This is a genomic window from Psychromonas arctica (assembly GCF_036697365.1).
Taxonomy (GTDB): domain Bacteria; phylum Pseudomonadota; class Gammaproteobacteria; order Enterobacterales; family Psychromonadaceae; genus Psychromonas; species Psychromonas arctica_A.
Map to the genome: position 1 here is coordinate 401244 of NZ_JBAHZA010000001.1, position 16380 is coordinate 417623.

Here is a 16380-nt window from a genome sequence, read left to right on the forward strand (position 1 = left end):
TATCATAACCATCAATGGCCTAGTTACCACCATTTTCGATGATCAAGGATGTAATAAGTGAAAAATAAAATCAGTATTAAGAAGTCGATCGCATTCGTCTTTATCCTGTTCGCTGTGTATATCATGCTATTTCCCATGACTAATCAGCCTGCTGCATTCTCTTATAGCGCAGCGGTTATTTTAATTACACTCACCTGTTGGAGTGCGTCATTACTGCCGCCCTTCTTAACAGGCTTAATCTTTTTTGCGTTAGCCATTACATTACAATTAATCGAACCTAACTTGTTATTTGCAGGTTTTGGCTCCACTGCCGTCTGGTTAATAATTGCAGGCTTTATTATTGGCTCAGCTATCTCGTCATCAGGGTTAGATAAAAGACTAGCAGCGGTTATCGCACCGCATCTCACCATCAGCTACCCTCGCCTAATAGCAGGGTTAGTGGTCAGCGCTATCATGCTAGGATTTATTATGCCCTCTTCCATTGGCAGAGCCGTGGTTTTGATCCCAGTAGGGATGGCACTAGCAGAAAAAGTAGGATTTGCGCGAGGCAGTAATGGTCGTCGCGGTATTGCCACAGCGTTAGCTATTGCCTGTAACATGCCAAGCTTTGCCGTGCTACCTGCCAATATTCCCAATATGATTTTAGCGGGCTCCAGTGAGAACTTGTTTGATGTACATTTTGGTTACATGGAATACTTACTACTGCACTTCCCAGTTTTAGGCTTAGTGAAGTCTTTAGCATTAGTTTGGTTAGTCTTAAAACTGTTCCCAGCAACTATCAGCGCATCTGAAAATTCAACACAAGAAGAACAACAAGACACAGAATTTGATCATAAATTACAATTAAAAGTATTAATCATTTTAGGCATCACCCTACTATTTTGGGTCACGGACTCATTGCATGGCGTAAATGCAGCTTGGGTAGGTTTGGTTGCTGCAATTCTTCTATTAATACCTAAATTCGGTGTTTTAGAACCCAAGAAATTTAATAGCTCAATCGATTTTGGCACAGTGATATTTGTCTCTGCCGCGTTAGGTTTAGGTACATTGGTAAATGTGTCTGGTGTAGGAGAGACCATGGGCGAAGCATTTATTCATCTACTACCCGAATCCGTTGAAAGTACTTTCTTAAGCTTTATGTCGCTATCATTAATTTCGACAGTAACTGGCTTAGTCACCACAACGCCAGGAGTACCAACAGTATTAACACCGATGGCCACTGATTTTGCACAAGCAACCGGTTTTTCAGTTCCAGCAGTATTAATGACTCAAGTGATCGGTTTCTCGACAGTCATTTTTCCGTACCAAGTTGCGCCACTGATTATTGCTATGCAATTGGCCAAAGAGTCACTGGCTAGTTTATTAAAAATCACCCTACCATTAGCACTGATCACCATTGTGATACTCATGCCACTGGATTATCTATGGTGGAACTTATTAGGTTGGATAAATTAAGATTAGGGAGTGGAGATGGTTAAAGGTTAAAGGTTAAAGGTTAAAGGTTAAAGGTTAAAGGTTAAAGGTTAAAGGTTAAAGGTTAAAGGTTAAAGGTTAAAGGTTAAAGGTTAAAGGTTAAAGCATGCAGGCTAACTCGCCCAGCGCCCCAAGGTCAAAACATGTTTCGTCACTTTTAAAGCAATAGTTAAGTGGAGTAATTAAGGACAGGAGAATCTTCTTGGGCTAGTTAAAGTTTTTGGGTGTCCCATAGTTCTAACAGGGATAATTTACTGTGCGAAATCAATTGGAATAAATTTACTTTGGCAAGATAAGTCAGGTTCGCCTCTTTACTTTAAAAGAGTGCCATCATGTTTATCTTTGAGCGAATCATAACTATTAGATCTCAGAGGGACTGCTCAATCAAGGTTATTTTTGTACAATTAGCCATTATGAAAAAAGAACGTAAAAACGTTCTTTTCGGAGAAATTCTACAGCCTCAACGCCTCGTTAAGAGACAAATAATATGTTAGCTAAAATAAGCGACGCAGGAGCAATAGCCAACTGTTATTTGTCCTGCTTGAAGACTTGTTAACCGTTTTTCATTAAAGCTAGTTTTGAACCAAAAGCAATAAAAACGACTCCTGTAATTGAGTTTAACCACACTTTAAACTTTGCTCCATTTGTAATGTCTTTAACTTTTGAAAGCATTATAATCATCATTGAAAACCATAAAAAATTAACAATTGCGTGAGCAGTAACTAGGGTATATGCACTGAGTGTTGCTTCACTTGCTGGCATAAATTGTGGAAATGCAGCTAAATAAAACATTGATACTTTAGGGTTTAATACGTTGGTTAGAAAACCTTCAAAAAAGGCTACACGTATTGAGTTTTTTTTACTGGGACTTTGATGAGTATTTCCAGTGGAGCTTTCAGTTTGCTTGAAAGCACTAATAATCGCTTTAATACCAATCCAGATTAAGTAAGCGGCACCTAACATTTTAAAAATAAAAAATGCTTGAGCAGATTGAACTAATAGTACAGAAATACCAAAAATGGATAGCGAGCCATGCACATAAAATGCCGCTACGAATCCCCATATATTAGCAAAACCAGTTTTCTTACCTGAAACAGGGACAGTTTTTGCTATAAGGAACCCGTTAGGTCCAGGTGAAACAACAAGTAATGTGGCTACTGCTATAAAAGTTAAAATATTACTTATATCCATATACATCTCCTATTTTAAAATGATGAACCTATACAGACGGCTAACAGTTTATTAAACCGAAAAATTCCATATTTCCAGTGGAAATACGGAATATGTTAATTTGCTAAAATTAACATAACAATACCTTTATCAACCATAAAATCAATCAATTAAGTTATTTTATCAAATCTTCATCATGAGGATGGATGGAAAAAGTCCAAATTAATAACGGTAATATGGAATATTGACGAATTTGTATAAAAAGCAGTCTCCAACAGCGAACCAAAATGAGTTTTATTATTAACATGTAAAGAAGTGAGTTCATCGCTTAACTTTTCATCTAGTCCAGTAACATTACCTTGCACTTTGTCTCCTTGTAACCTTGTAACCTTGCCCCCTTATCACCTTGCCCTTGTACCTTTCCACCCTGCTCCAGAAACGAAAAAGCCCCTAGTTTATTTTCATAAACTAGGGGCTAAATGGTTGGAGTTGGCCGATAAGCCGGGTTCTGTCGTGAATCGTCATTCGTCTAGGCCTGTAATCGCTCACAGGCTCAAGCAACCTACCCGCTTCCAGCATGGGCCATGCCTCAGGAAGCCTATTTGGTTTTGCTTCGGGTGGAGTTTACCTTGCACTAATGATTACCCATTAGCCGGTGCGCTCTTACCGCACCCTTTCACCCTTACCTACTAATAAATTAGCAGGCGGTCTCCTCTCTGCTGCACTTGTCGTTAGCTCGCGCTACCCAGGCGTTACCTGGCACCCTGCCCTTTGAAGCCCGGACTTTCCTCCCCTCTAATAACATTGGTAACAAGTTACCAATCCATTAAAGCGGCGACGATCTAGCCAACTCCGCGGCGGATTATACGTAAACTTATAGAGATAACAAGGGCTAGAGGTTCTCTAATCCCCATTTGTACAGGTCATTCTTTTTAAGATGGTGAATTTCTGCGGTGATTGCAGCTGCTTTTTTAAGCGGCAGTTCTTTTTTCAGTAATGTCAGGGTTTTAATTGCATCCACTGATAATGTATCTTGATCTTTTGCTGCACCAGCAACCATTAGTACAAATTCACCGCGACAGTGATTGCTGTCCGATGCTAACCACTCCAACATTTCACCAGCTGATAACGTATAATATGACTCAAACATTTTAGTTAATTCGCGAGCAACCACTAATTTACGTTCAGCCCCCATGATATTTATTATATGTTTTACTGTATCCTGTATGCGACGAGGAGATTCATAAAAAATCATGGTTTGTGTTTCTTCAGAAAGTGCTGTTAACTTCTCTGTTTTTGCTTTTTCTTTTACAGGTAAGAACCCTTCGAAAGAAAAACGGTCAGAAGGTAAGCCAGCAGCAGAAAGAGCCGTAATTGCAGCGCAAGCTCCTGGTACAGGGACAACGTCAACGCCAGCTTCGCGACATTCATTAACTAGATGATAACCAGGATCGCTGATTAATGGCGTACCTGCGTCAGAAATTAGTGCGACAGATTGCCCTGATTTTATTTTTTCTATCAATACATTACCGCGCTGACGTTCGTTGTGGTCATGTAATGGGAAAGTTGGTTTGCTAATTTGATAGTAACTTAATAGTTTACCACTGTGACGAGTATCTTCGGCAGCAATTAAATCGACGTTTTTTAAGATTTCAACGGCACGATAAGTAATATCGCCGATATTACCCAAAGGAGTGGCGACAATGTACAACTTTGCGCTTACTTCGTTATTTAATTGATTATTTTCAGACATATTCGACTCTATTAAAGTGTTAAGGATTGTTTAACTAAGTCGGCAATATTACACTATAGGCATCTTGATACCTATCTGAAAACTGATCTTGAATTAGTTTGATTAAAAAGGACAATAATTTGACCACTGCAAATTTATCTAAACGTGTTATACATTTCTATTTTGTTGCTTTAAGCATTTTGCTTGTTTCAGCTTGTACTGGTGTGGGGCAAGGTAAAAAAGGCGCGCCTACCTTGTTCACAGAGTTCTATGAAACTGCAGAATATTTACTACAGAAAGCAGAAGAAGTGAAAGAACCTACAAATACTGAATGGCAGTTAGCTGCAGTACAAGCACTGACCAAAGAAAGTAAGTATGTTTTAGCTGACTCAGTGATTGAATATTTACAAAATAAAACACTAAATACACAGCAAAAGAATCATCTTTTATTATTGATAGCCGATAATCAATATGCACAAAATCAACTCGATAGCACAATGAAAACCTTAAAACGTATTGATGCTAAGTTAATTTCTGCACCGGCTAAACTGCATTACTTAAAATTGAAAACCGAGCTGCATGTACGTGACAAAGAACATCAAGCAGCAGTGGATACACTATTTGAATTAACTCCGTTATTAACCGTAGGCAAAGAAAAACAACAATATAATGATTTAATGTTATCAGAGTTAAATATGCTTGATCCAAGCGTGTTAAACCAATTTAATCGCGCTTCTGCAAACAGCAGCACTTCTACATCAGTGTCAAATACAACTACAAGTAATGCGCTCAACAGCGAACTAGCGGCAATTGAAGCTGAATTAACGGCACGTCAAACAGGTAACGCTGATTTAGCGCCTTTAACTGATCAGCAAGCTTTTGTGCAAGGATGGTATTCGTTAGCAAGTATTTACCACCGTTATCAATTACGTACCAATCAATTATTACGCGGTGTAGAGGCATGGAAATTACTTTACCCTAACCACCCTGTTATTGATTACATGCCATCACAGTTGCAAAACATCCCAGAAGCTAGCCCTTACCAGCCTTCTAAAATTGCTGTACTACTGCCTCTCACAGGTCGATTTAAGAAACCAGCACAGGCAATTCAATATGGTATTAGTTACGCTTTTTATAACCAAGCTGACGCTAAAAAACGCCAACAAGAAGAGCAGGATGCAGGCTATGACACTAGCTTAGTAAATAGTACAGGTGATGCACAAAACATTAACTCTACACGTTCAGCAAGAGATTACATTGCAACGCCACCACACATGTTATTCCTTGATACAAATACAATGAGCATGCAAGAAATTGCACAACAATTGCATAGCCAACAAATTGGTTTTGTTATCGGTCCACTATTAAAGCCTAATGTTGAAGCATTATTACCATTAGTAAAAGATATTCCAGTATTGGCATTAAATGGCTTCCCTGCAGATCAACGAACTTCATCAATTCACTACGCATTTCCACTATCTCCAGAAGGAGAGGCAGAGCAAGCAGCAGAAGTAATTTTCCAAAATAAGCACAAAAAGCCATTACTGTTTGCACCAAACTCTGATTTTGGTCGTCGAACTGCCGCAGCATTTGAAGCTCGTTGGAAATCTTTATCTGAAGCGCAGCAGGCAACAGATGAAACGGTTGAAAGCTACCCTGCTGAAACGCATTACTTTTCTAAAGACTCTGACTATGGCAAGTTCTTAGCAAGTGCATTACACATAGATCAAAGTAAAGAACGCATCAAACAGATGCAAGGTATGTTAGGTAGAAAGTTAGAAGCTGAAGCAAGAAGTCGTCGTGATATTGATGCGATTTATATTATCAGTAAACGTAAAGAGCTAATGTTCATTAAGCCTTATCTATCTGTCACTATCAGCCCATATGCTGAAGATATCCCTCTTTACGCGAGCTCACGTAGTCATAGTGCTGATATTACCAACACACAAGATAAAGAACTTAACGGTTTAGTTTTCTCTGATGTGAGCTTCCTAATTAATGATGAGTCACAAATGAATGAGAATATTCAAGCTATTTGGCCAAAACAACGTTTAAGCACACTGCGTTTATTTGCCTTGGGTTATGATAGTTACAATCTTATTGAGCAACTAAAGCCTCTGCAAGTAATAGAGGGTTATAAGTTCCCGGGCTTAGTAGGAGAAATTACATTGGATGCCGACAATACCGTAGAAAGTAAGTTAAGTTGGGCAACCTATGAAAATGGCACGTTAGTTGAAGTTACCTCGCCTCTTTCAAGCCAGTAATACTCGCGGCGTTCAAGCCGAACAACAAGCTCTGGTATTTTTACAAAAACAGGGCTTGTTGTTAATATGCCAAAATTTTTATTGTCGGTTTGGTGAAATCGATTTAATCATGTCAGATCAAGGCACTTTGGTCTTTATTGAAGTCAGATATAGAAAAAATCAGGATTTTGGTGGAGCAACTGCTTCCATTACACCGCAAAAACAGCGAAAATTAATAAAGACCGCTAAGCATTATTTATCACAGCTTGACGATGAACCCTATTGTCGCTTTGATGTTATTGCTATTAGTGAGTCAACAATAGAACCGCAATGGATACAAGATGCATTTCAAGAGTAATAAATCACATGGTTAATGAAAAAATCCAAGCTCACTTTGCAGAGAGCATTCAAACAAAAATCGTTGCCGCAGAAGCCTTACCAGAACAAATTGAAGCAGCAGCCGTTTTATTAAAAGATTGTTTAATTAATGGCCACAAATTATTGATATGTGGTAATGGTGGTGCTGCAGGTTTAGCACAAATATTCGCTTCACATTTACTAAATAAATATGAAACAGATCGCCCTGCTCTGCCAGCAATTGCAATCACATCAGACTCATCATTAGTATCTGCCATTGCTAGTGACAGCCACTTTGACCAAATATATGCACGTCAAATTTCAGCTTTGGCACAACCTGGAGATGTATTAATTACCATTAGCCACGGTGGTAATAGTCGAAATATGGTGAAAGCAGTTGAAACTGCATTAAGTAAAAATATTCAAATCATTGCCATGACAGGTGTTGATGGTGGTGAAATAGCTGGACTATTAGGCGCTGATGATATCGAAATTCGTGCACCCAGTGATAAAGGTGCGCGCATAGAAGAAATACACATGTTAGTAGTAAATTGTTTAAGTGATTTAATAGACCAACAATTATTCCCTCAATATTAGGACAAACAATGAGATCACCTTTTTTAATCGTTACACTTTTATTGTCCACACTTGCTATACAAGGTTGTGCAGGTGGTTTAATTGTCGCTGCAGGTACTGCTGTTGCGGTAAGCAGTGATGAACGTAGCATTGCACAATTAGTGAAAGATGATGACTTATCGGAAGCTGCTATTGATACCATCGTTGCTTCAGACGCTTACAGTAAAGATATTCGTATTAATATTGTTGCTAATAATAGTTACCTATTGTTAATTGGCCAAATTGACTCTCAAGAACACAGCAACGAGATTGAAAACCTATTAAATAATATTGACGGTGTAGCGGGTGTTTATAATCAGTTACGTATCAGTCAACCAATTAGTATTGTGCAACAAACACAAGATACTTGGTTAACAACCAAAGTAAAAAGTAAGTTAACTGGTCATGATCAAATAAATCCATTAAAAATTAAAGTTGTAACAGAAAATGCAGAAGTATTTTTGATTGGCCAAGTAAGCAAAGAAATGTCTGACTTTGCTACTGAAATTACCAGTAATATTGATGGGGTAAAACAAGTAGTGAGAGTGTTTGAAATTATTCCAGCTAAATAGGATTAGCCTCCAGGGCTATCTACCAAAGATTATTTCATAAACTAAAAAAGGAGTGTATTAACACTCCTTTTTAATAATTACCGTCATATCAATCATGTAGAGCTTTTGTTGGCAACCAGCTTATAATTTGCAGAAGATTTACTCTTCAATTCATTACAATCTTCACACCAAAAATTAACTGCACCACAGGCTTTTAAACGCTGTAATATTGCTCCACACTCATTGCATTCAATATTAAGTATAAAATCACTATGGCATGTTTCACAGTGGCGTTTTGATTCACCACTGCGATTTAGCTCTGACTGACAATGTGGACAAAGCAATTGCATTTAATTACTTCTTATTGTGATGACGCATCATACGTTGGCGCTTGTACATTTGATGTGGCGTCAACTTGTTACGACGACCTTCAAATGGGTTACTACCTTCTCTAAATTCGATACGAATTGGTGTGCCCATGATCCCTAACGTACGACGGAAGTAATTCATTAGGTAACGCTTGTATGAATCAGCTAGTTTCTTCACTTGGTTACCGTGAATAACGATCAATGGAGGATTGTAACCACCCGCATGTGCATAACGTAATTTAACGCGACGTGCGCCAACCATTGGCGGTTCATGATCATCGGTTGCCATGCCCATAATACGCGTGAGCATTGCCGTAGAAATACGTTTAGTTGACGACATGTATGCTTCTTCAACAGATTCAAACAAATGACCCACACCTGTACCATGTAATGCAGAAATAAAGTGAATCTTAGCAAAATCTATAAAGCCTAAACGGCGATCTAATTCTGTTTTAACACGTTCTTTATCATACTCTGTCATACCATCCCATTTGTTCACTGCAATTACCAATGAACGACCTGAGTTTAAGGTATAACCTAATAAGCTTAAATCTTGATCTGAAATACCATCACGCGCATCGATGATTAACAATACTACGTTAGAGTCTTCAATCGCTTTTAGTGTTTTAATGACAGAGAATTTTTCTACTGTTTCATTTACTTTTTTACGCTTACGTACGCCGGCTGTATCAATCAATACATATTCGCGCCCATCACGTTCCATTGGAATATAGACACTGTCACGTGTAGTTCCTGGCATATCGTAAACTAATACACGTTCTTCACCCAAAATACGGTTAGTTAGTGTTGATTTACCTACGTTTGGACGACCGATTAACGCTAATTTAATAGGTAAGTTTGCTAGACGCTCTTGCTCTTTTGCAATTTTATCTTCGTCTTCATCGTCATATTCTAATGCGAACTCGTATTCATCAACTTCATCTGTAACAGGATTTTCTTCTTGGAATTCTTCTAGTGCTGCATCAATCATCTGACGAACACCTTTACCGTGTGCAGCAGCGATTTGGAATATTTCACCCAAGGCTAACGCATAGAATTCACCACACATTGAATCTGCATCAATACCATCTGTTTTATTAGCAACAACCATTACTTTTTTGTTTTGCTTACGTAAGTGCGCTGCAATAGCTTCATCCGCCACTGTTAATCCAGCACGCGCATCTACTAAGAATAAAACTGCATCCGCTTCTTCGACAGCAATCAATGATTGCTCAGCCATTAATGCGTCAATCCCCTCTTCATCACCTTGAATACCACCGGTATCAATCACGATAAATTCAAGTTCTTCAACTTTCGCCTGACCATATTTACGGTCACGCGTTAAGCCAGGGAAATCGGCAACTAACGCATCTCGGGTACGTGTTAAACGATTGAAAAGCGTAGATTTACCTACATTAGGGCGACCTACTAAAGCGATGACTGGTAACATATATTTTGAAATCCTATAAAACTAAAAAAGCCCCATGCACAGCAAGGGGCTACAGTATAGCGTAAAAACCGATTAAATTATTCTACATTTAAGATCGGTTTTTCAATGGCAATTAAATCACCACTGCGTGTTTGTAAATAAAGATGAGTTGAAGTTGCAACAGGCTCGATATAGAGGCCGTCAGAATCTAACTCTTGTTGTGCAACAAACTGACCTGTTTCACGATCAATCCAGTGTAAATAACCTTCCGCGTCACCAACGACAATAAAGTCATTCGCAATTGTTACACCAGTTAGGTTGCGGTAAGCAAGTTGCTTATTAGACCAATTTTGCTCGCCGTTGCTACGGTTAATTGAAAAAACGTAACCGCGGTAATCCGTTAAATAAATATCACGGCCTGCAACGCTAATATCATTGTAACCAGAATAAGGCTTCGCCCATAGTTGCTCACCTTTTAATAGGTCGATAGCGACTAGGTTACCATTGTAAGCTAATGCGTAAACAGTACCGTTAACAATAACCGGTTTCATGTCTGCATCAGCGATACGATCTAGTTCTGTTGCGCCATAAGCTCGTGCAGCAGGTAACTGCCAAAGCGGTTGACCAGTTTCTAACAATGCAGCTGAAACATAACCGTCGGCACGACCGTAGATAACACCACCTTGTGCGATACTAGGTGTTGCACTACTGCGTAAAGTTAATCGAGGTTGTGCGTTAGGCAATGCCCAACGTTGCTCACCAGTATCGCCGTCTAATGCAATTAGATCGCCACGTGAAGTATGAATCACAACCAAACCACTGTCATAAACAGGCTGAGCGATCACTTCACCATTAACTTCACTTACCCACTTGATTTCACCTTTCTCTTTGTCGATAGCAAATACTTGCGCATTTTCAGTACCCACATAAAGAGTGTCGAAATCTAAGCCGATACCGCCAGATATCCGAGCAGAACGATTAAACTCGTTAGAGTTATGATCGCTTAAATCAATCGACCAAAGCTCTTTTCCTTTTTTGATAGAAAAGGCCGCCACTTCACCATCTCGTGCTGCGACATAAACTGCATCATCATCAACAGCAGGTTGTAATTGTGAATAATATTTATCCACACCATCACCGATACTGGTTGACCATGCTATTTGTGGTTTGTAAGTGGCTTCAAATACTGGCAATTCAGCCATTACTACCACATCTTCATCGCTGCTAAAAACAGAACAGCCACTTAATAAAACAGCACTGGTAGCGATAACGGTGACATTTTTAACCCATTTAATCATGATATTATCTCAGTTTATTGCGCGTCATCTAACTTCGGGGCTGTTGCCTTTTTTTCTACAGCTAAATCGTTTAATTGTAATTGCAATACTGGGTCAACACGTCCTTCACTTGCATCAACTGCTGTTTGGTATGCAGCACGAGCAGCATTTAAATCACCCTGTTTTAGATAAATATCGCCTTTAGTTTGGTTTACTTTAACTAAAAAAGCTTCATTGTCTATCGAGTTCAAAGTACTTAATGCTTCATCATATTCGCCTAACTCAGCACTAACACGCGCTAAACGCAATGCGATGATAGGCGTTAAAGCAGCATATTCATTACTTGCTAATAATTCAGTTAATTGTGTTTTAGCTAACTCAAGATCACCAGCATCTACTGCTTCTTTAGCTAATAGTAATGCACCAAGTGTTGCGTAGTTATTACCTGCGTTTTCAGCAACAAACTGTTTTAGTTCACTACTATCATGCGCTTCACCTTGAGCATTAAATTTTTCAGATACGTGTGCAAATTCAATAGAGGCTTTTTCTTGGCTAGCTGTTACGCTTTCGCCATAATAACGCCATCCCCATAAGCCAGCTAAGCCAATAACTGCGCCCACGATAAGCATAGTGCCATTATCATTCCACCACTTTTTAATGGCATCAACTTGCTGTTCTTCTGTTTCGTAACCTTCAATAATATCAACCACGTGTATTCCTTACTTATTCTCTATATTGATGAGTAATTTATGCAAAGTAGGCAGGTAATACCTGAACTAAGCTGTCAATTGCAACGGTTTTTTGTTCTGAATTACCTTGCAAGTCTTTGATTGTCACAGTGCCATCTTCTAATTCACTTTCACCGATAATCAAGGCAACTGATGCGCCACTTTTATCTGCACGCTTCATCTGTTTTTTGAAATTACCAGCACCACAGTGATGCATCATTTTTAAGTGAGGTAATTGATCGCGTACTAATTCGGCTACTTTAAAACCAGCGACATCAGTATTTTCACCTACTAAAATACTGTAGATATCAACGTCACCTTTCACATCACTATTAAGCTCTAATGTTTCAAGCATTAAAATAATACGTTCAAGGCCCATTGCAAAACCAACTGCAGGCGTTGCTTTACCACCAAGTTGCTCTACTAAACCATCATAACGGCCACCAGCACAGATAGTCCCTTGTGAACCTAAGCTTGATGTTACCCACTCAAATACCGTGCGATTATAGTAATCTAAACCACGAACAATGCGTTCATTGATCACATACTTAACGCCAGCAGCATCTAAATAAGCCTGTACTTTAGCAAAATGCTCTGCTGTTTCGTCACCAAAATAATCCGATAGTTTCGGTGCATTTTCTAATAATGCTTGCACACCTTCGTTTTTGCTATCTAACACTCGTAATGGGTTAGTTAACATACGACGTTTACTATCGTCATCTAATTGATCTTCATGTGCTTGTAGAAACTCAACTAACTTCTCTTTATACGCATTACGTTCTTGGTTGCTGCCTAATGAGTTAAGTTGTAATTCAACATGTTGTTCAATACCTAATGCTTTCCATAAACGAGCAGATAATAAAATAACTTCTGCATCAATATCTGGAGTTGCCATACCAAACGTTTCAATACCTACTTGATGAAACTGACGGTAGCGTCCTTTTTGAGGGCGCTCATGGCGGAACATAGGGCCGATATACCACATTCTACGTTCTTGATTGTATAGTAAACCATGCTCATTACCCGCACGAACACAAGATGCTGTACCTTCAGGGCGAAGCGTTAAGCTATCACCATTGCGGTCATCGAAGGTGTACATTTCTTTTTCAACTATATCAGTCACTTCACCGATAGAACGTTTAAAAAGATTAGTATTTTCTACGATTGGCATGCGAATTTCAGAGTAACCGTAACTACTCACGGTTTGTCTAATTAAGGACTCTAGTTTCTGCCAAACTGGGGTTTGCTCAGGAAGGGTATCATTCATACCACGAATAGCTTGTATCTTCTTTGCCACAATGATTTCCGAATTCTGTCGATGAATAAAAATACATTTAAGATGTATTCTCAATAAAATTGAAACTCATTATAAGGAAGTTTACGGTGAGATGGAACAATACAACTCGGCTTTGCTCATTTAAAGTCTAATAAAAAGCCCAAATATTCAAAACATTTGGGCTTCCGCTAATATATTAAACTTATTGCTAATATTTATTTTATATTAAGTAGTTAACGCTTCTGCTGCAATTATGAACAACTCGCTTTTGATATGCTAACTTTTAACAATAATGTTGCTTTCATCAGTTCGGCTAATTCGAGCACGAATTCTAGCTTCCATTTGATCAATCACTTTATCATTATCAAATCGATCACGCTGACGTGTACCATCTTCATAAAAACCACTCTTATTTTTACCACCAGTAATACCTAAATCAGATATTAAAGCTTCACCGGGACCATTTACAACACAGCCTATAATGGACACATCCATTGGCATTACGACATCTTCTAAACGTTCTTCTAATGCGTTCACAGTGGCAATAACATCAAACTCTTGTCGAGAACAAGTTGGGCAAGCAATAAAGTTGATTCCACGGCTACGAATTCGTAAGGACTTCAGAATATCAAAACCTACCTTGATCTCCTCTACAGGATCAGCAGCCAATGATACGCGTAATGTATCGCCTATGCCTTGCGACAACAGCATGCCAAGGCCAACAGCTGATTTAACACTACCGCTACGTAAACCACCAGCTTCTGTGATGCCTAGGTGTAATGGTTGAACAATTTGCTGAGCTAAAAGTTGGTATGACTCCACTGCCAATAATGCATCGGATGCTTTTACACTCACTTTGAATTGGTCGAAATTCAAACGGTCTAAAATATCTACATGGCGTAATGCAGAGTCGACTAATGCTTGTGCCGTTGGCTCTCCATATTTTTCTTGAATATCTGTTTCTAATGAACCGCCATTAACACCAATTCGAATTGGAATATTATTATCTCTTGCACAGTCAACAACACTACGAATACGTTGTTCATTACCGATATTACCTGGATTAATACGCAAACAATCCACACCGTATTCAGCCACTTTTAAGGCAATACGATAGTCAAAATGAATATCTGCAATCAGTGGAATATTCGATTGTTTTTTAATTTCTTTGAATGCTTCAGCTGCGTTCATTGTTGGAATAGAAACGCGCACCATATCAGCACCCACAGCTTCCAAACGTTTAATTTGTGCGACCGTCGCTTCAACATCAGTGGTCAAGGTATTAGTCATAGATTGAACGGTTATCGGCGCACCGCCACCCACAGGGACATTGCCCACCATGATCTGTTTACAGTCGCGGCGTTTAATCGAAGAGGTATGGCTCATTGTATTTACTCTTAAAAAGTTAAAGGTCGAATAGCATTCACAATATTGAATGTGGTGCTACTTTAAGACGAATGATTAATGCAGAAGTACTTACGTTACTGTTTAATTAACAGTTAAGTTTATAAAAACACCACTTTTAAGGCGACTTCCACATAGCAAAGCATTTTACATTAAATTGATTCGTTGAAGCCAGTAAAGTTCAAATGATTTATTAACTAAGCCTTAGGAATAAAGAAATCATTTTAAATTACTCCCTACAACGCTAATCAGCTTCTATTCGGATATAGGCTCAGCTGTGTTTTCAGCTTCACTGCTTGCTAAGTCTGGTTCCACAATATTCACAGCAACCTCTTCCGATGATGTAGCTTGTAGATTAAGTGGATCAATTGAGCTAGTACTTTGTGACTCTGGTAAACGCATGTGAATGTTTTCAGTATCGACAGCGGTTTCAGTATATAAGGCGTCAGCAATACTATCCCACTCAGAGATAATTACGACAAGCATGGCAATAAATAAAATAAAAATAAACCAACCAAACTTATTTGATGATTTTTTCTGGCTACTTAATAAGTATGGGTTACTTAAGGTATTATTTGACTTTGAAGGTGTACTAAGTTGTTGGTATTCAGAAAATGATTCGATTTTTGTTAGCTGCACAGCTTTAGCATAATTCGCCAAATAACCGCGAAGGTAAATAAATGGATAACGCTTCTCGGCGATAAGTAGCTCCAAATCATTTTCTATGTCATTCACTACAGACGCTTTTAAGTTGAGTTTTAATGCGAGCTCTTCAACAGATAAATTGGCAGAGATACGGTGTTCTTTCAAGGCTTGATCAAGAGTCATTACAGTGTCCATTATCAACTTAGTTTTAGATATTGTGATGCTTATTAGTTAAATAGTCTAACGCTTGTTGAGACTCGGGAAATTGCGTTAATAGCTGATTAGAATATCGCTCTAAACTATTTTCTTTCCCAGTAGCATAACTCAAACGAATCCATTGCCATAGACTTTCAGCAGTAGCGTCCGACGCTTTTTGGAAAGAAAATAAGTTTAATATCGCTTCTTTATAATTTTTTTCTGTAATGTTGATCTTTGCTAAAGATAAATTAATCTCATTGCTTTTAGGGCTATGCGCTAAAGCATATTTATAATAAAAAATGGCTTTTTCATTGGCACCGGCTTTTTCGGAACATATTGCGGCATTTGCATAAGAGCGTGCAACACGAGTGTATTTAGGGACAGAAATGGCTTTTAAGAAAGCGGCATCAGCTTCGTCATAGCGAGCTTGACCACATAAAAATGTACCGTAATTATGGTAAGTATCACCATCGTTATCATCTAAAGAGATCGCTTCTTTGTAGAATTTTTCAGCTTTCTCATTCTCCTGCACCTTTTCATAATAGTAAGCAAAAATACGATTAACTTTAGCACTGTCGGGTTGATAAGATAAGGCTTTGTCTAGGTTTTCTTTAGCTTGCTGCATCTGTTCATTTTCAATGTAGACCAAGGCAAGTTTAATACGTGTATCTGCAGCCCCTTTCGGATCAAATGCCATTTTTTGGCCTTTGGGGTTGTTTAAGGTAGTGACAGTTTCACTTGATACACAAGCAGAGATAAAAAAGACAGATGATAAAATTATAAAGATAAATCGCATACATTCCTCAGGCGCTAATAATCGTGTAGGAAAATTATTTCAAGTTCCCCTATTGTGAAGTAACTTGAAGCTGGATGCATGTTTTTTTTAACGGTTCTTGGATTTTGATCTATTTACC

15 protein-coding genes and 1 other RNA gene are annotated in these 16380 nt (G+C 38.6%); 5 read left to right on the top strand and 11 right to left on the bottom strand.

Going from position 1 to position 16380, the window contains the following annotated elements; all coding sequences use genetic code 11:
• The first annotated feature begins 57 nt into the window (after positions 1 to 57).
• Positions 58 to 1455: an SLC13 family permease gene (locus V5290_RS01735; protein ID WP_333381094.1), complete on the top strand. Its 1398-nt coding sequence runs from the start codon at positions 58 to 60 to the stop codon at positions 1453 to 1455.
• 570 nt (positions 1456 to 2025) lie between these two features.
• On the opposite strand, the gene V5290_RS01740 is transcribed toward V5290_RS01735, so the two are convergent.
• From V5290_RS01740 to rsmI, 3 genes are all read right to left on the bottom strand, one after another.
• Positions 2026 to 2664, bottom strand: a complete 639-nt coding sequence (locus tag V5290_RS01740) for a LysE family translocator (RefSeq protein ID WP_333381096.1) — start codon at positions 2662 to 2664, stop codon at positions 2026 to 2028.
• A gap of 460 nt (positions 2665 to 3124) precedes the next feature.
• Positions 3125 to 3497: RNase P RNA component class A (gene rnpB / locus V5290_RS01745), an RNA gene on the bottom strand.
• A gap of 38 nt (positions 3498 to 3535) precedes the next feature.
• Entirely contained in the window at positions 3536 to 4396 is an 861-nt protein-coding gene (rsmI, locus tag V5290_RS01750; protein ID WP_333381098.1) for a 16S rRNA (cytidine(1402)-2'-O)-methyltransferase, read from the bottom strand.
• 119 nt (positions 4397 to 4515) lie between these two features.
• Here rsmI and V5290_RS01755 point away from each other — a divergent pair, with 119 nt between their 5' ends.
• Genes V5290_RS01755 through V5290_RS01770 form a run of 4 tightly spaced genes read left to right on the top strand, consistent with a single transcriptional unit; the run spans position 4516 to position 8162 of the window.
• On the top strand, positions 4516 to 6639 hold the full coding sequence (locus V5290_RS01755) for a penicillin-binding protein activator (RefSeq protein WP_333381100.1): 2124 nt from the start codon (positions 4516 to 4518) through the stop codon (positions 6637 to 6639).
• Positions 6608 to 6976 carry a YraN family protein gene (locus V5290_RS01760; RefSeq protein ID WP_333381102.1) on the top strand — a complete coding sequence of 123 codons (369 nt, stop codon included), beginning with the start codon at positions 6608 to 6610 and terminating at the stop codon, positions 6974 to 6976. Before V5290_RS01755 ends, V5290_RS01760 begins: the two co-directional genes overlap by 32 nt.
• An 8-nt stretch (positions 6977 to 6984) precedes the next feature.
• On the top strand, positions 6985 to 7572 hold the full coding sequence (locus tag V5290_RS01765; protein WP_333381104.1) for a D-sedoheptulose-7-phosphate isomerase: 588 nt from the start codon (positions 6985 to 6987) through the stop codon (positions 7570 to 7572).
• A gap of 8 nt (positions 7573 to 7580) precedes the next feature.
• Positions 7581 to 8162: a BON domain-containing protein gene (locus V5290_RS01770; protein ID WP_333381106.1), complete on the top strand. Its 582-nt coding sequence runs from the start codon at positions 7581 to 7583 to the stop codon at positions 8160 to 8162.
• 92 nt (positions 8163 to 8254) lie between these two features.
• Here the strand turns inward: V5290_RS01770 and V5290_RS01775 are convergent, their stop codons facing one another.
• From V5290_RS01775 to pilW, 8 genes are all read right to left on the bottom strand, one after another.
• Positions 8255 to 8491 carry a zinc ribbon domain-containing protein gene (locus V5290_RS01775; protein WP_333381108.1) on the bottom strand — a complete coding sequence of 79 codons (237 nt, stop codon included), beginning with the start codon at positions 8489 to 8491 and terminating at the stop codon, positions 8255 to 8257.
• 4 nt (positions 8492 to 8495) lie between these two features.
• Positions 8496 to 9959, bottom strand: coding sequence for a ribosome biogenesis GTPase Der (gene der, locus V5290_RS01780; protein ID WP_333381110.1), 1464 nt, complete (start codon positions 9957 to 9959; stop codon positions 8496 to 8498).
• Positions 9960 to 10036: 77 nt separating this feature from the next.
• Positions 10037 to 11236, bottom strand: coding sequence for an outer membrane protein assembly factor BamB (gene bamB / locus V5290_RS01785; RefSeq protein WP_333381111.1), 1200 nt, complete (start codon positions 11234 to 11236; stop codon positions 10037 to 10039).
• 14 nt (positions 11237 to 11250) lie between these two features.
• The gene (locus tag V5290_RS01790; RefSeq protein WP_333381112.1) at positions 11251 to 11925 is read right to left on the bottom strand and encodes a tetratricopeptide repeat protein; all 675 of its coding nucleotides are present in this window, start codon (positions 11923 to 11925) and stop codon (positions 11251 to 11253) included.
• Positions 11926 to 11962: 37 nt separating this feature from the next.
• Positions 11963 to 13240, bottom strand: a complete 1278-nt coding sequence (gene hisS / locus V5290_RS01795) for a histidine--tRNA ligase (protein ID WP_333381114.1) — start codon at positions 13238 to 13240, stop codon at positions 11963 to 11965.
• A gap of 255 nt (positions 13241 to 13495) precedes the next feature.
• Complete coding sequence (gene ispG / locus V5290_RS01800) at positions 13496 to 14605, bottom strand: flavodoxin-dependent (E)-4-hydroxy-3-methylbut-2-enyl-diphosphate synthase (protein ID WP_333381117.1); 1110 nt, start codon at positions 14603 to 14605, stop codon at positions 13496 to 13498.
• Positions 14606 to 14878: 273 nt separating this feature from the next.
• On the bottom strand, positions 14879 to 15451 hold the full coding sequence (locus V5290_RS01805) for a helix-turn-helix domain-containing protein (protein WP_333381120.1): 573 nt from the start codon (positions 15449 to 15451) through the stop codon (positions 14879 to 14881).
• Between the two features lie 25 nt (positions 15452 to 15476).
• A complete protein-coding gene (gene pilW / locus V5290_RS01810) occupies positions 15477 to 16262 on the bottom strand; it encodes a type IV pilus biogenesis/stability protein PilW (RefSeq protein ID WP_333381123.1) in 786 nt (261 codons plus the stop codon).
• Between the last annotated feature and the right edge of the window lie 118 nt (positions 16263 to 16380).